At 63.7% G+C, this 14946-nt stretch carries 13 protein-coding genes; 3 read left to right on the forward strand and 10 right to left on the reverse strand.

The features are described 5' to 3' along the window. Window positions 1-36 precede the first annotated feature (36 nt). The 6 genes from ACOZK4_RS17605 to ACOZK4_RS17630 all read right to left on the reverse strand — a co-directional run bounded on the left by ACOZK4_RS17605 (window position 37) and on the right by ACOZK4_RS17630 (window position 6291). Window positions 37-369: a hypothetical protein gene (locus tag ACOZK4_RS17605; protein WP_421593003.1), complete on the reverse strand. Its 333-nt coding sequence runs from the start codon at window positions 367-369 to the stop codon at window positions 37-39. A gap of 3 nt (window positions 370-372) precedes the next feature. Further along, window positions 373-846, reverse strand: a complete 474-nt coding sequence (locus ACOZK4_RS17610) for a hypothetical protein (protein WP_421593004.1) — start codon at window positions 844-846, stop codon at window positions 373-375. 187 nt (window positions 847-1033) lie between these two features. Continuing rightward, a complete protein-coding gene (locus ACOZK4_RS17615) occupies window positions 1034-1624 on the reverse strand; it encodes a hypothetical protein (RefSeq protein WP_421593005.1) in 591 nt (196 codons plus the stop codon). Beyond that, window positions 1618-2100 (reverse strand): MobC family plasmid mobilization relaxosome protein, encoded by a 483-nt coding sequence (locus ACOZK4_RS17620; protein ID WP_421593006.1) that lies wholly within the window; start codon window positions 2098-2100, stop codon window positions 1618-1620. Before ACOZK4_RS17620 ends, ACOZK4_RS17615 begins: the two co-directional genes overlap by 7 nt. Continuing rightward, window positions 2097-2858 carry a helix-turn-helix domain-containing protein gene (locus tag ACOZK4_RS17625; protein WP_421593007.1) on the reverse strand — a complete coding sequence of 254 codons (762 nt, stop codon included), beginning with the start codon at window positions 2856-2858 and terminating at the stop codon, window positions 2097-2099. Before ACOZK4_RS17625 ends, ACOZK4_RS17620 begins: the two co-directional genes overlap by 4 nt. 403 nt (window positions 2859-3261) lie before the next feature. After that, window positions 3262-6291 (reverse strand): calcium-binding protein, encoded by a 3030-nt coding sequence (locus ACOZK4_RS17630; protein WP_421593008.1) that lies wholly within the window; start codon window positions 6289-6291, stop codon window positions 3262-3264. A gap of 323 nt (window positions 6292-6614) precedes the next feature. Here ACOZK4_RS17630 and ACOZK4_RS17635 point away from each other — a divergent pair, with 323 nt between their 5' ends. After that, a complete protein-coding gene (locus ACOZK4_RS17635) occupies window positions 6615-6848 on the forward strand; it encodes a DUF2171 domain-containing protein (RefSeq protein ID WP_421593009.1) in 234 nt (77 codons plus the stop codon). A gap of 47 nt (window positions 6849-6895) precedes the next feature. Here ACOZK4_RS17635 and ACOZK4_RS17640 read toward each other — a convergent pair whose 3' ends face one another. Continuing rightward, entirely contained in the window at window positions 6896-7969 is a 1074-nt protein-coding gene (locus ACOZK4_RS17640) for an ROK family protein (RefSeq protein WP_421593010.1), read from the reverse strand. Between the two features lie 105 nt (window positions 7970-8074). Here ACOZK4_RS17640 and otsB point away from each other — a divergent pair, with 105 nt between their 5' ends. Beyond that, window positions 8075-8869: a trehalose-phosphatase gene (otsB, locus tag ACOZK4_RS17645; protein WP_421593011.1), complete on the forward strand. Its 795-nt coding sequence runs from the start codon at window positions 8075-8077 to the stop codon at window positions 8867-8869. Here otsB and pncB read toward each other — a convergent pair. From pncB to ACOZK4_RS17660, 3 genes are all read right to left on the reverse strand, one after another. Next, window positions 8866-10170 carry a nicotinate phosphoribosyltransferase gene (gene pncB, locus ACOZK4_RS17650; protein ID WP_421593012.1) on the reverse strand — a complete coding sequence of 435 codons (1305 nt, stop codon included), beginning with the start codon at window positions 10168-10170 and terminating at the stop codon, window positions 8866-8868. The two genes, otsB and pncB, sit on opposite strands and share 4 nt — an antisense overlap. A gap of 197 nt (window positions 10171-10367) precedes the next feature. Next, entirely contained in the window at window positions 10368-14030 is a 3663-nt protein-coding gene (gene putA, locus ACOZK4_RS17655; protein WP_421593013.1) for a trifunctional transcriptional regulator/proline dehydrogenase/L-glutamate gamma-semialdehyde dehydrogenase, read from the reverse strand. Window positions 14031-14067: 37 nt separating this feature from the next. Beyond that, window positions 14068-14271: a hypothetical protein gene (locus ACOZK4_RS17660; RefSeq protein ID WP_421593014.1), complete on the reverse strand. Its 204-nt coding sequence runs from the start codon at window positions 14269-14271 to the stop codon at window positions 14068-14070. A 171-nt stretch (window positions 14272-14442) separates the two neighbouring features. Between ACOZK4_RS17660 and ACOZK4_RS17665 the strand changes: the two genes are divergently transcribed. Then, complete coding sequence (locus ACOZK4_RS17665) at window positions 14443-14925, forward strand: Lrp/AsnC family transcriptional regulator (protein ID WP_421593015.1); 483 nt, start codon at window positions 14443-14445, stop codon at window positions 14923-14925. Window positions 14926-14946 lie beyond the last annotated feature (21 nt).

Raw genomic sequence — 14946 nt, forward strand, 5'->3', positions numbered from 1 at the left:
AGTTGCGGCCGCGACTTGGCGCAGGCGGTCGGGCTGTCACGTCGGCGGCGCGACCGTCTCCAGCATCGCTTCGGCTTGCTCCAGCAGAGCGAACGCTTCCGTCAGTTCGGTCGAGGCCGTGCCGTTGGAAGGATTGCCGGAGGCGAGCCAGGCGTTCATGAACGTAGCCTGTGACGCGATGAGCGATTTCAGCGATCCTTCCAAAGCCGCTTGGCGGTTTTCGATCATGTCTGTCGAGCGTTTCTCCAGCGCCTCGAACTGCGCGGTTCCGCTCTGCAAGGTGTTCATCAACGTCTCGACGTAACCCAGCAATTCGCGCTCCAGCGGCGACAGGCTCTCGGGCGTCGGTGGTCTGGTGGTCTCGGTCATCGGTCAATCTCCCTGGACGATCTTCAGGCATGGCGTTTTGGCGGAGCCGGCCTGACAGGTGATCAGTTGAAGGCGGTCGACGTCCCAGGTCAGGACTTTGCCGTTGCTGGTCTGGTTGATCTGCAAGCCCATCTGCCAGAGGCTGGCGTTCTGGGCGCGGTCGATCATCAGGCCCGCCCATAACCAGCTTGCGGTGAAGCTCAACAGGACGATTAGCAAGGCCACCGCGCCCATGGTCAGGAAGAATGGCTGCACCATCGACCGGAGCCGGTTCACGTCCGCCTCGGTCATCGCCAGCGCCTCGTTCAAGTGCTGGCGGTTCGCGTCCGTGAAGCTGCGGATATCGGTCTCGATTGTAGCTTGCGCGCGCTTCAAGGCTTCGCTCCAATCGGTCTCGAAGCTCATCGGGAGCGATGGCGTCGAGCCGGCTTCCGGAGCGGCTGGGCTCGCCAGCCGATCTTTCAAGCGCTCGCTCAAGGCTATTCTTTCGGGTCCAGTCTTCACGAAACAGGTCTCCTTTCAGGCGCCAGCGCTCGTCCGTCTCGGGGTCGCGCACGGTGATGTAGTTTTTGCCGGCGCGCGGCAGCTCGAAACCTGCCGCCGTCAAGGCTTCGGTCATGCTCGGACGGTCATGGATTTGGCCGGTCTCGATGCGCTGGACGATTCAGTCATGGATCAGCTCGCGGGCATCGCCGCGCCTGACGCTTTCGATGAGGCTGACGGTCTCGCGGGAGCGCTCCGGCGCCATTGGGTCATTCCAGCCGTGTTGCTTGTTCAGAACATCACGCAGGGCGTCGTAGTGCTTCTGGTAGCCGGGCGGCGCGATATTGAGGCTGCGCCCGCTCGCAAGCTCCATGCGTGGCGTCACAAAATGCAGCTCGACGCGGCCCTCGTGGGTATGGCGGACCCAAAGCATATCGTGCCGGTCGGGTTCGAGACCGGCAAAGGCAAGGTTTTCGAAGGCGTCCATCACCTGCCGTTGTTGGCCAAGGCTCGGAGCGTCCTCCGCCGTGAAGGCGATGACGCCGGCACGATAGGTCCACTGATGCGGGCAGGCATCGATCAGCGCGCGCATGCGGTCTGCGTCGCCGCGCAGCACTTCCGGCAGAGGCTCGCGGGCAAACAGCATGATCTCGCCGCGCTCGTCGCGGATCGCGTTGCGGTTCTGGTCGTAGGCGACGACGTCGCGCTCGACCAGGTAGTCAACCGGTCCCGATCCGCCGCCCTGGCCGTTGCGGAAAAACTTGATCAGCACGGCGCGCCATCCTTGGCCGCGAACTGCTCAAGGGTTTCCGATAGCGCCCGTTCAATGGCGACCAGGCGGGTGGCAACCGTGATTGCGTCGATGGCGGATACCTGGCCCTGAGCCTGGGCCGTGTTCAGCCATCGGGCGATCTGGTTGAGGTTGCCGCCGATCCGCGCGACGGCGCGCACCAGGTCCGGGTCCGCCTTGGGAACCGGACGGCGGCGGCGCGCCTCGGTGAGGCCAAGCGCTTCCCGCATCAGCGTGGCGAAGGGCAGACCGGCCCGCGCTGCGCGTGCGGTCAGCGCCTGCTTTTCCGATGCGGTGCAGCGGAAAACCACGACGGCATTGAGTTCGCCTTTGGGCGATCGCCGCGTGCTCTTGGTGGGGTTTGAAGGGGAGGCCTGCCTCCCCTCACAAGGCTCCCTGTCAGAAGGCTCGCCGTATGACAGGGGTCGCCTTGCTCCTTCCAAATCGCCAGCCGTCATGATGCCCTCCGGACTGCCGTCTGCCGGGCGGTTTCATTGGCGATGTGGTCACGGCGACGGCTGAAGAAAGCGATCCAATCGAGCGCGCTGGAGCTTGCTTCGTCCGGCGGCCAATAGCTGGGCAGGGCATAGCCTGCTTTCCCGGTTTTCACCGTTCGCATGCCCAAGGCGTCGATCGAAGGAAAGCCGTGACGTCGCAACCAATTGCGCCATTGCTCGACCTGATCGGCCTTGGTCTCGGCCACGAAAACGAGCGGGACGGCTCGCCGCGTCTCGACGCGCGGCGGGGCGTCCTCGCGCGGGTTAGGTTTATATATTTTTTCTTTCTCTAAGTTTGGTGGACATATTTGTCCCCCTTCGCTGGACACATCTGACCGCCTTGCCGGACGATTTTGACCGCCTTCGCTTGGGTAAAGGGTGACAATTTTGTCCGTCTTTTCGCGGGCGTCCGATGCGCGTAAAATCGACGCCGCTGAGGGACGATATTCTGTGTTGTGCCCGACACCATTTCCGCGCTGGACCTCGAACCATCCTTTGACCTCAAGTTCACGGACGGCGCGCTGAATGGTCTTGACGCTCTTGCCGGTTGCGTCGGCAATCGTTTGATAGGACGGCCACGCCTTCTCGGTGTGGCCGTTCAAATGCGTGGTGATGATATAGAGCGCCACGGATCGCGCGCTGTCGCTCAAATCCTTGTCGCAGCTCAACTGCTGAAGCCATTGCAGCTTCACGTCCCGAAATGGCCGCACCCCGCTCATGCGCGCCTCCCTGGCCGCAATACGACCGGGAAAGAAGGACCGAAAACGGCCGGAAAAAGTGGGACGGCGGCTTTACTAAGCCATTGATTTTTATAAAATGGGGTCTTCGTCCCACACGGGGTTAAGCTGCTGATTTTCTTGGAATTCGGCAGGCCCTCCGGGCCCACCATTCCCCATCATCCAACATAGTCCAGCTTGGATGACGGGATGCGAGATAATCTCGGTTTTTCAATGGGTTTCAGCGCTTTGTCTGGTTGTTCGTTGGTGTTGATTCACTGTTTGAGGAAAATACCAACAATGCTTTTGACAGATGTCTTCTGGTGAAACACTCGAACGCGGGCTTCCTGGCAGCACGCGTTCGAAGAGCGCAAGGCGTAATCAGCGGGTTGGCAATGGGCTGCTATCAGACCAGAAGGAAATCGCTGGTGGAGAGCGTCGAGACGTTGTCCAGGGTCGCGAGGAGGACGGATTCCTTGTCGCCGCCCTTGCCGTCGGCGTCGAACCAGAGCCGGTGCGTGTCCTTCTCGTAGAGGAACGTCGGACCTGATGTCGTAAAAACGGCGTCGTCGGCGAGTACGAGCTTGATCGCGCTTCCGGCTTTGAGACCGAAGGCGGTGTCGTCGATGGCGATCTTGTCCTCGCCGCGCTTGAAGTCGGTGATCTGGTCGCCGCCGTCGGTGACGTAGTTGAACTGGAACGTATCCTTGCCGGACCCGCCTGTGAGGTGATCGCCGCCGGAGCCGCCGATCAGCGTGTCGTTGCCACCGCGGCCCTGCAGGATATCGTCCTTGCTGCCGCCGTACATCCATTCGCTGGCGTTCGAACCCCTGATGTCGTCGTCCTGGCTCGTGCCCCAGAACCGTTCGATGTTCTTGACCGTGAGGCCGCGGGCGAGGCCATCGTTCTTGGTGCTGTCGAGCAGGTCAAGCTTCACCGAGGCGTCGTAGCCGTAATAGTTGAAGTCCAATATGTCGCTGCCGGCGCCGCCGTCGAAGAGGTCCTTTCCGGTGAACTCGTTGCGGGTGAAACTATCGTCTCCCGCGCCGCCCAGGAGCGTGTCGTTGCCGGCGTCGTCATAGAGGAAGTCCTTGCCGTCACCGCCGTTGAGCGTGTCGTTGCCCGCATTGCCGCGCAGCGTGTCGCTGCCGGCGCCGCCGGTCACGAGGTCGTTGCCCTTCGTGCCGGTGAAGTCGAGCGCTTCCATGCCGGAATAGGAGGTGGTGGCGTTGACTTTCACCGTGCCGGTGCCGGAGGTGAACTTGACGCCGGTCGTGAGCGCCGAGACGTCGACATAGACCGTATCAATGCCGGTGCCGCCGATCGCGGTGTCGCCGTTGTTGATATGGACATAGTCGTCGCCGGCGCCGGCATCAATCGTGTCGGCCGCCGCGTCGTCACTCGATCCGGCCGCCCAGATCGTGTCGCGGCCGTCACCGCCCTTCAGCGTGTCGCGACCGTTGCCGCCATAGATCCAGTCGTCGCCGCCAAGGCCGACAACCGTGTCGTTGCCGTCTTTGCCGCCGAGCGAATCCGACAGGTTGCCGCCGGTGAACTTGTCGGCGCCGGAGCCGCCGGTGATGTCGATGCGCTCGAAATTCTTCAGCGTGACGTCGCCGTTGACGACGGTCGCATTGGCGCTCAGCGTGAAGGTGAGGGCCTTGGTGGTTTCGTTGCGGTCGATGATGGCAAGGTCGGTGCCGGTGCCGCCGTCGGCGTTGAGCTTGCCGAAAGTGTAGCCGAGGCCGGCGTTGAACTCCACGCTGTCGTTGCCCGCGCCGAGATCGAGCGTCGTTGTATCCCCGCCGGCATGGGCCTCGAAAATCGACAGGTGCACCTCGTCGTCGCCGTCGCCGGCCGACAGGTTGTTGTTGCCGCCGAGATCGTACAACACGTCGTCACCCTTGCCGGCGACAATCTTGTCGTTGCCGAGCCCGCTGTCGAGCAGGTCATCACCGACGCTGCCGTAGAGCTGGTCATTGCCGCTGTAGGACTTGAACCAGACGCTCTGGGCATTTCCGGCCTTGAGGACGTCGTCGCCATACGCGGAGGTGAAGATGTTGAAAATCTCGGTGTTCTGCGCGTAGGAGCCGTTCGAGAGCGTTCCCTTGCCGTTGACGACGTCGAAGGTGTAGTTGATCGTCTGGTAGCTGTAGACGTCGATGTACACCGTGTCGGTGCCCGAACCGCCATCGATCGCGTCCTTGCCGGAACCGGCGAAGATCGTATCGTTGCCGGCTTCGCCATAGAGCTTGTCGTTGCCCGCACCGCCGTCGATGGAATCGTCACCGGCGCCGGCCTTGACGGTGTCGTCGCCATCGTAGGTGACGATGTGGTCCTTGCCGCCCAGCGTGACGATCGTGTTCTTGTCGTTCGTGCCGTAGAGATCGTAGTTCTCGACATTGACGATGGTCGTGCCGTCGGCGAGCGTGTTGACGACCGTGGAGGCCTTGGCGGTGAAGGTGCCGGAGATGTTGCGGATCTCGATCTCGTCGATACCGGCACCACCGTCGACCTTGTCGGCGCCATCCGCCAGGGTGATCAGGATTTCGTCATCGCCGTCGCCGGCATTCACCGTGTTTTTGCCGCTGCCGGTGATGATGTAATCCGCGCCTGCGCCGCCGTTCAGCGTGTCGTTGCCTTCGCCGGCCCAGAGATAATCGTCGCCGTTTCCGCCGTTGAGCACGTCGTTGCCGTCTTCACCGTAGAGCGCGTCGTCGCCATTGCCGCCAGTGAGGGTGTCGTTGCCGCCGCCGCCCTGCAAGTTGTCGTCGCCATAGCTGCCGTCGAGCTTGTCGTCGCCGTCGCGGCCATAGAGATAGTCGTCACCCTGGCCGCCGTTCAGCGTGTCTTTGCCGGCGCCGCCATCGAGCGTGTCGTTGCCGCCATTCCCGGACAGCGTGTCGTCCCCGTCCTGCCCGTTGAAGCGGTCGTTCCAGTGGCCGCCGGTCAGCGTGTCGGCGAAATTGGTGGCCGTGACCCAGTATTGCTCGATGTTCTTGACGTTGAAGCCGAACAGGTTGACCGACTTGGTCGGATCCTGCACCGTGAATTTGATGCCGGCCGTATTGTATTGCAGGTTGATGTCGACCGTGTCCGTGCCCAACCCGCCATCGACGACGTCACCCTTCCAGTCGCCGATGGAATAATCGGTGAACCGGTCGTCGCCCAGCCCGCCCGACATCGTATCGGCACCGCCGCCGCCCGACAGGACGTCATCGCCTTGGCCGCCCGACAGCGTATCCGTGCCGAGGTCGCCATAGAGGGTATCGTCCTGGAAGCCGCCGCTGAGCGTGTCGTTGCCGTTGCCGCCTGACAGGTTATCACGGGCGAACAGGCCATAGATCTTGTCATGGCCGCCCTGGCCGTAGATGTAATCCTGGTCAAGGCTGCCGTTCAGCGTTTCCGATGCATCCGTTCCGTATTTCGTCGCCATTTTGCTCACCCATGATTCTCTGTTTCGGACAACAGCGACCGCCCGCCATCCGCGGTGCGGATGCTCGAAAGTGCTGCATAAACGTTGGAAGTCAGGCCCCCGCAGTTCGGTGGCGAGTGCAGTCCCGCCGTGACCGCATCTGCTCACAAGCAGGGGGCTCATCGTGTTCCCTGGGGAACAGCTGCCTGCCCATCAGCACGACGTTGAGCGACTTCTATCGGCTAATCAAAGGTTGCGGCAGCGTTTCGAAAATACGCTGAAACAGGAACCTTGGGTGGGTTTGGGCAGTTCTTCTGTGGCAAGTTCACCAAAGGAGAACGACAATGGTCGCTGCAAATGAAATCCGCGAACATATGGAAGTGCGCGCCGCCGATGGCGGTCATGTCGGCACTGTCGACCATATGGAGGGCGAAAGCCGCATCAAGCTGACCCGGAGCGATTCCGAGGATGGCAAGCACCATCTCATCCCGCTCGACTGGGTCGACCACGTCGATGCCCATGTGCATCTCAACAAGGATGCGGACGCGGTGCGCCAGGAATGGTCCACGCTGAACTGACCGAAAAAGCCGCCTCCGGGCGGCTTTTTCATGTCCGCTTTTTGACATCAGTCCTTCTTGTTGACGAAGCTGACATTGCCGAGGCCCGTGCCGATCGTCACGGCGGCCCAGGCCTTGGTATCGGCCATGCGCGGTACTTCCGAGAGCCCCTGGACCACGGCGTCGTTGTGCATGATGACGAAGGTCGGCTGATCGTCGATCTCGGGGATAGCCTTGCGAAGTGCCTCCGGCAGGTTGAAGTGCGTGCTTTCCCAGTTGCCGCCCGGCAGGTTCTGCCCGCCGCGCGCAATCGATCCGTCTGAGGCGATGATGCCGGGGCAGCCGATGCCGATGACCGGAGCGAGCGCCAGCTTGGCCTTCTTCGCCTTGCCGATCAGCGTTTCGAGCATGCGCACGAGATATTCGATGGTCGCGGTGCGTTTCGGCTCGTCGTCGGCATGGCGCCACAGTTCCGATTTCCAGACCTTGGCCTTGCCGAAATCCTTGGCGTCGTCGAGGTTCAGCTTGACGACGCCAGCGCGGATGTTCGTGCCGCCGATATCGACGGCCAGGATCGCGTCATGCCCCTTCAGCATCCAGGAGGGGATGAGATGGACGGCGCCGATAAGGCCCGCTTCATCGGGATGATGGGCGATCGGCATCAACTGGACCTTCACGCCCTCGGCCTTCAGCAGCAGCTGCGCGCGCGCGATCGCCATCATGCCGGTCCTGCTGTCCTTGAAGCCGCCACCGATGGCAATCCGTTCGGTACCCTTCCACGCCTCCTCCTTCAGGTAGCGCATCAGCACATCGGCAAGCTCGGCGGCGAAATCATCGACCGCCGCGCGCACGAGGGTGGCGGCTTCCGTTTCCTCGTCTTTGAGCAGCGCATCGATTTCCTTCTTGGAAAGCGTGTCGGTCGCGACCTCGCCCAGTGGATCATCGCCACCCTTACGAATGCGCATACGCCAGGCCTCGAGTGCATCCCGGAAAGCGGATTTGTTGGCGCGGTCGCCGATGAAGCCCTGCTTGTCGCGTGTTTCGAGATTATAGCTGGCGACCGTTACCGTCGGCAGGTCCCCGGCGCCGTGGATGACGGGGGCGTCGCTGTCGGCGGTCCGTTTTGCTTTCCGATGGCCCATGGCGGCTCCCTTGCTGCGATTGTGTGGTGAAGGGCACAATGCGGCGCGCGAAAACTTGTTCCTGCCGGCCTTGCCGGCGTGGCCTCGCGATCTACTTGCAAGGCGATGGACGAGCTGGAAAAATTGCGGCCATCGGACGCCGCCACCCGCCATCTGGTGCGCCGCCTGGTCGATGAGCCGGACCGCTGGGCGCTGTTTCTCGATATCGACGGAACGCTCCTGGATCTTGCGGCGACGCCGGATGCCATTCAGGTGCCGTTGTCGCTCGCCAGCGATCTGCAGGCCGTCGCCAATCGTCTCAAGGGGGCGCTTGCGCTGGTGACGGGGCGGAGCCTGTCCTATGCCGACGCGCTCTTTGCACCCTGCCGCTTCCCGATCGCCGGTTTGCATGGCGCTGAATTCCGAGGTGCCGACGGACAGACGACCGTCGTGACGCCAACGCCGGCCTTCATCTCGCTCAAGCAGCGCCTTGTCGAGCAGACGGCGTGGATGGAGGGCGTGCTGATCGAGGACAAAGGGGCGGCGGTGGCGGCGCATTACCGGCTGGCGCCCGCTTTCGACACGGCATTGGAAGGGATCATGCGGACCTTCGCCGAGGAGGCGGGGCCGGGCTGGGTGTTGCAGCCGGGCAAGATGGTGTTCGAAATCCGACCCGCACGCGCCGACAAGGGCGACGCTGTGGCGGCCTATCTCGAACAGCCCGCCTTTGCCGATCGCCTGCCGATCACCATTGGCGACGACCTGACGGACGAGACGATGTTTGCCCTTGCCAATGCCCGCGGCGGGCAGTCGATCCGGGTCGGCTCGCTTTCGACGGCCACCTGTGCGCTGGCAAAAGCCTCTTCGCCCTCGGCTATTCGCTCGGCGCTTTCGACTATCGCTGCGGCTGGCGAGGCTTAAACCTCAACCGGGCGCGCTTCCTGCACATCCGTGCCGAAGACGCGGCGGTAGCGTTCGATCTCGTGCGGATCGCCGGTCGCCTTCAGCGGATTGTCCGACAGCTTGACCGCTGGACGGCCGTTGGCGCTGGTCACCTTGCAGACCAGCGAGATCGGATCGAGGCCGTTGCTGCCGTCCGGGTCGCAACCGCGGAAATCGTTGGTGAGGTTGGTGCCCCAGCCGAAGCTCATGCGCACGCGGCCGTGGAAATGCCGGTAGGTCGCCTCGATCGTGTCGACATCCATGCCGTCGGAGAAGATCAACAGTTTGTCGCGTGGGTCGCGGCCCTTCTCCTGCCACCAGCGGATGATCTGCTCGCCGCCTTCGATCGGCGGCGCGCTATCAGGGCGAAAGCCGGTCCAGTCCGCCAGCCAGTCCGGCGCGTGGGCAAGGAAGGCCGTGGTGCCGAAGGCGTCGGGCAGGGCGATCAGCAGGTTGCCGTTATAGTGCTGGCGCCATTCCTCCAGCACCTGATAGGGTGCGCGGGCAAGTGCTGCGTCATCCTCGGCAAGGGCTGCGGCGACCATCGGCAGTTCGTGGGCATTGGTGCCGATCGCTTCAAGATCGGCATCCATGGCGAGCAGCACGTTGGAGGTGCCGATGAAGCGCTCACCGAGCCCTTCCTTCAGGGCCTCCACGCACCAGCGCTGCCACAAAAAACCGTGCCGGCGGCGCGTGCCGAAATCGGAAATGACGAGGTCGGGCAGGAGCCTCAGGCGCTCGACTTTTTCCCACAAATGCGCCTTGGCGCGGGCATAAAGCACGTCGAGCGCAAAACGTCCCTTGTCGCGCATGGCGGCACGGGATTTCATTTCGTTGATAATGGTCAGCGCCGGGATTTCCCACATCATCGTGTGGGTCCACGGGCCGTCGAAATGCAGTTCGTACTGTCCGTCGGCCTTGCGCAATTCGTAGTCCGGCAGCTGGAAGGCGGCGAGCCAGGCGATGAAATCCGGGCCGAACATGCGCGCCCGGCCGTAAAAACTGTTGCCGGCGAGCCAGATCAGCTCCTTTTTGGTGAAGCGCAGGCTGCGGGCATGGTCGAGTTGGGCGCGCAGCTCTCCCTCATCGATGATCTCGCCGAGCCGCACGCTCTTCGTGCGGTTGATCAAGGAAAAGGTTGCCTTCACATCCGGATGGAGCTGCCGGATCATCTGCAACATCAGCAGCTTGTAGAAGTCCGTATCGAGCAGGCTGCGCACGATCGGGTCGAGCCGGAAATTGTGGTCGTAGGTGCGGGTCGCGAAATCGGTGACGGTCACGCGGCTCTCCTTCCGGCCGGGCGCGCCGCGATTGGACTTGCGATAGGCATGCAGATTCTCCCGTTTCGATGGCGCCACCTTAACGCGATATCGCCGGGGTGGGAGGGGTGACGGCGATTTTTACCGTGCCGTGCCCTGCGCCAAATGCACAAAGGCCCGCGTGAGCGGGCCTTTGTTTGACGTGTGTGGATCGGCAATCAGCCGATGGCCATCAGGCTGGCATTGCCGCCGGCGGCTGCGGTGTTGATCGAGGTCGAGACCTCCTCCAGCAGCCAGTTCAGGCAATAGGCGTCCGGGTCGCCCAGCAGTTCCTCGGTCGTCGCGGCCTGCACCAGAACGAGCGGGCCGGGCAAGGCGGCAATCTTGCGGTTGACGGCGCGAACCGCCTCCGCATCGCCTTCCACCAGCGCGCCGGCGAAGGGGCCGTCCTTGGCCCAGTCCGCCGACCAGGTGAGGCGGGCGGCGACGGAGGCGGGCAGGTCGGCAAGCACGGGCTTCAGCGCTGCGGCATTGTCAATGACCAGCATGTTGCCGGTAGCAAGGCCAGCCGCGATCTGGCGCAGCAGGCCGGCTTCCGTCTTCGGCACGAGCAACACGTTGCCGCGGGCATGCAGGGCATAGAGATTGCGTTCGCCGACGGGGCCGGCGAGTTCGCGCACCAGGCCGAGTGCCGAGCGGTTGGCGAAGCTGCGGGCGGTTTCCCCTTCCGCAGCCTTGCCCTTGCGGTCGAGCCAGGAGATGAAATCGCGCAGCGCCTGATCGGTATGCACCGAATCCTGCTGCGGCGGCACTGGGGCCTTCTGCACGAGGCGGCCGATATAGAGCGGGCCGCCCGCCTTGGGGCCGGTGCCGGAGAGGCCGCGTCCGCCGAAGGGCTGCACGCCGACCACGGCGCCGATAATGTTGCGGTTCACATAGAGATTGCCCGCCTTGATGCGGCTGGTGACATGCGCGATCGTTTCGTCGAGGCGCGTGTGCAGGCCGAAGGTCAGGCCATAGCCCGAGGCGTTGATGTCGTCGATCAGCCGGTCGAGATCGGCACGGCGGAAGCGGATGACATGCAGCACGGGGCCGAAGACCTCGCGCTGGAGATCGGCGAGCTTCTTGATCTCGATGATGGTCGGCGCGACGAAGGTACCGTGCTGGGCGGTGGCCGGCAGCGGCAGTTGCTCGACCTTGTTGCCGAGGCCGCGCATGCGCTCGATATGGCCGACGATGTTGTCACGCGCTTCACCCGTGATGACGGGGCCGATATCGACATTCAGGCTATCGGTACGGCCGAGCGTCAGTTCCTGAAGCGCGCCCTTCAGCATGGCGAGCGTGCGGTCGGCGACGTCGTCCTGAAGGCACAGCACGCGCAGCGCCGAGCAGCGCTGGCCGGCGCTGTCGAAGGACGAGGCGATGACATCGGCGACCACCTGTTCGGCAAGCGCTGAGGAATCGACGATCATGCCGTTCTGGCCGCCGGTTTCGGCGATCAGCGGGATCGGCTTGCCATTGGTGGAAAGACGCTCGGCCAGCTGCGCCTGGATGAGGCGGGCGACTTCCGTCGAGCCGGTGAACATGACACCGGCCGTCTTGTCGGCGCCGACGAGGGCTGCACCGAGGGCGCCGCCGCCGGGCGTGAACTGCAGGGCGCCGACGGGAACGCCGGCCTCGTGCAGGATCTTCACGCTCTCATAGGCGACGATGGGGGTCTCCTCGGCCGGCTTCGCAATGACCGGATTGCCGGCGACGAGCGCTGCGGCGACCTGGCCGGTGAAGATGGCGAGCGGGAAGTTCCAAGGACTGATGCAGACGATGGGGCCGAGCGGCAGGTGCGAGGGGCCAAGCGTGCGGCGGGCCTGTTCGGCATAGTAGCGCAGGAAGTCGATGGCTTCGCGCACTTCGCCGATGGCGTTCGCCGCCGACTTGCCGGCTTCGCGCATGATGACGCCCATCAGCGGCTCGATGCGGGCCTGCATGATATCGGCGGCGCGGTCGAGGCAGGCGGCGCGGTCGGCGGGTGGGACGGCGGACCAGCTTGCGACACTGTCGGCGGCCATGGCGACGATGCGGGCGGCATCCTCGGCCTTGGCTTCGGTGACGCGGCCGACGACATCGCGGTGGTCGGCCGGGTTCAGCACGTCCTGCGTTTCGCCGGCGGCGCTGCCATCGGCGAGAAGCGGGGCGGCGTGCCACTGTTTTGCGGCGGTGCCGGCCAGTTCCGCCGAGAGGCCGGCGAGGGTCTCTTCGTTCGACAGGTCGAGGCCGGCCGAATTCTTGCGCGAAGTGCCGAACAGGCCATCGGGCAGGGCGATCTGGTCGTGCTGCGCACCGACGACGGGCATGGAGGCGACGATCTCGACGGGGTCGGCGATCAGCGATTCCACCGAGACCTTCGGGTCGGAGATGCGGTTGACGAAGGAGGAGTTTGCGCCGTTTTCGAGCAGGCGGCGCACGAGATAGGCGAGCAGCGTCTCATGGGTGCCGACGGGCGCATAGATGCGGCAGGGCCGGTCGAGCTTGTCTTTGCCGACCACCTCGTCATAGAGCGGCTCGCCCATGCCGTGCAGGCACTGGAACTCATACTTGCCGACGGCGAAATCCGGGCCGGCGAGCTGGTAGATGGTGGCAAGGCTCTGGGCGTTGTGGGTGGCGAACTGCGGGAAGATCGCATCCGGCGCGGCGAGCAGCTTGCGCGCGCAGGCGACATAGGCGACGTCGGTATAGATCTTGCGGGTATAGACCGGGAAGCCTTCCAGACCATCGAGTTGGGCGCGCTTGATCTCGGCGTCCCAATAGGCGCCCTTGACGAGGCGCACCATGACGCGGCGGCCGGAGCGGCGGGCGAGATCGATGATGAAATCGAGCACGAAGGGGCAGCGCTTGCCATAGGCCTGCACGACGAAGCCGAGGCCGTTCCAGCCCTTCAGCGCTTCATCGAAGCAGAGGCCTTCGAGCAGATCGAGCGACAGTTCCAGCCGGTCGGCTTCCTCGGCGTCGATGTTGAGGCCGATGTCGTAGCTCTTGGCCAGCGCTGCGAGCTTCACCACCTTCGGCAGCAGCTCGCCCATCACGCGGGCGGTCTGCGTGCGGCTGTAGCGCGGGTGCAGCGCCGAGAGCTTGATGGAGATGCCGGGACCGTTGTAGATGCCGCGGCCGCCAGAAGCCTTGCCGATGGCGTGGATGGCGTTTTCGTAGTCGCGGTAATAGCGCTCGGCATCCGCCGAGGTGGTGGCTGCCTCGCCGAGCATGTCGTAGGAATAGCGGAAGCCGCGGGCTTCCAGCGGCTTGGAGCGCTTCAGCGCTTCCTCGATGGTCTCGCCGGTGACGAACTGCTCGCCCATCATGCGCATCGCCATGTCGACGCCGCGGCGGATGACCGGTTCGCCGGCGCGGGCGATGAGGCGCGTCAGCGCGGCGGAAAGGCCGCGGTCGTTGACGGTGGAGGTCAGCTTGCCGGTGACGACGAGGCCCCAGGTCGCGGCATTGACGAAGAGCGACTTGCCGCCGCCGATATGAGAGGTCCAGTCACCTTCGGCGATCTTGTCGCGGATCAGCGCGTCGCGCGTATCGGTGTCCGGGATGCGCAGCAGCGCCTCGGCAAGGCACATCAGCGCCACGCCCTCCTGGCTCGACAGCGAATATTCCTGCACCAGACCCTCGACGCCCGTGCCCTTGTGCTTGGCGCGCAGCGCCTCGATCAGCGTGCGGGCGGTGCTGCGGATGTCATAGCGCTCGCGCTCGGACACGCGGGCGGCGGCGACCAACGGCGGCAGGCACTCGGTCTCGGGGCGGCGATAGGCGGCCGTGATGGCCTGGCGCAGCGCGCTCTGCGGACGGATCGGCGGGGCGAAATCGGAGAAGGGGTTCTGCATGGAAGGACCTATGAGAAGCGTTCGGTGTCTGAAGGGATCAGCGGATGAAGGCAGGAGCAGGCTCGTCCCGGAAAGGGGCGTCGTCGATATCGGCCGCGCCGGCAAGCATCACGCCTGCGCGGTCGCTTTCGGACCGTTCCGCCCTGACGCTGCAGGCCGCCACGACGGCCCGAATGGCGAGCGGCTTGTAGTGGCGGATGAGGTCCGCCGGCATGCTAGCATCGAAAGTCCTGTCCTGCATCCCATCTCCCCCTGTCTTGGCGCGGAATACGTCCGTCGCCGACACGCTCTGCTGGCGGCCGGTTCGGTGCGTTCATTGCTGGAAACTGGGCGCAATTGATACCATACGGCTTGAAAACAGATGGACTTCATATCTGGATGATTTAGGCTATATGGGTCTATTTTTCGTCCTATGGAGGTCCGATTGATCGAAAATTTGCAGCCTGATGGGTCATTGGACGCATTCGACCGAAAAATCCTCGAAGAACTCGGGGAAAACGGCCGCATCTCCGTTGCGGAGCTGGCGGAGAAGGTCGGCCTTTCCAAAACGCCGTGCCAGAATCGTTTCAAGCGGCTGATTGCGGAAGGCTTCATCCAGGGCTTCAAGGCGATCCTCAATCCCGCGAAGATGAACCTCGACCATATCGCCTTTGCCGAGGTGAAGCTGACCCATACGCATGAGGCGGCGCTGACGAGTTTCAACGCCGCGGTGAAGAAAATCCGCGAGGTGGAGGAATGCCACATGATCGCCGGCCGTTTCGACTATCTCCTGAAGATCCGCACGCGTGACATCAAGAAATACCGGCTGGTGCTGGGCGAGCGGATTTCGAACCTGCCCTATGTCGCCAATACCTCGACGAACGTGGCGATGGAGACGGTGAAGGAACGCGGCTAGCGGAAAGCTAAGCGCATGAAT

Origin of the sequence: Shinella sp. M27 (assembly GCF_049199905.1) — a bacterium.
Taxonomy (GTDB): domain Bacteria; phylum Pseudomonadota; class Alphaproteobacteria; order Rhizobiales; family Rhizobiaceae; genus Shinella.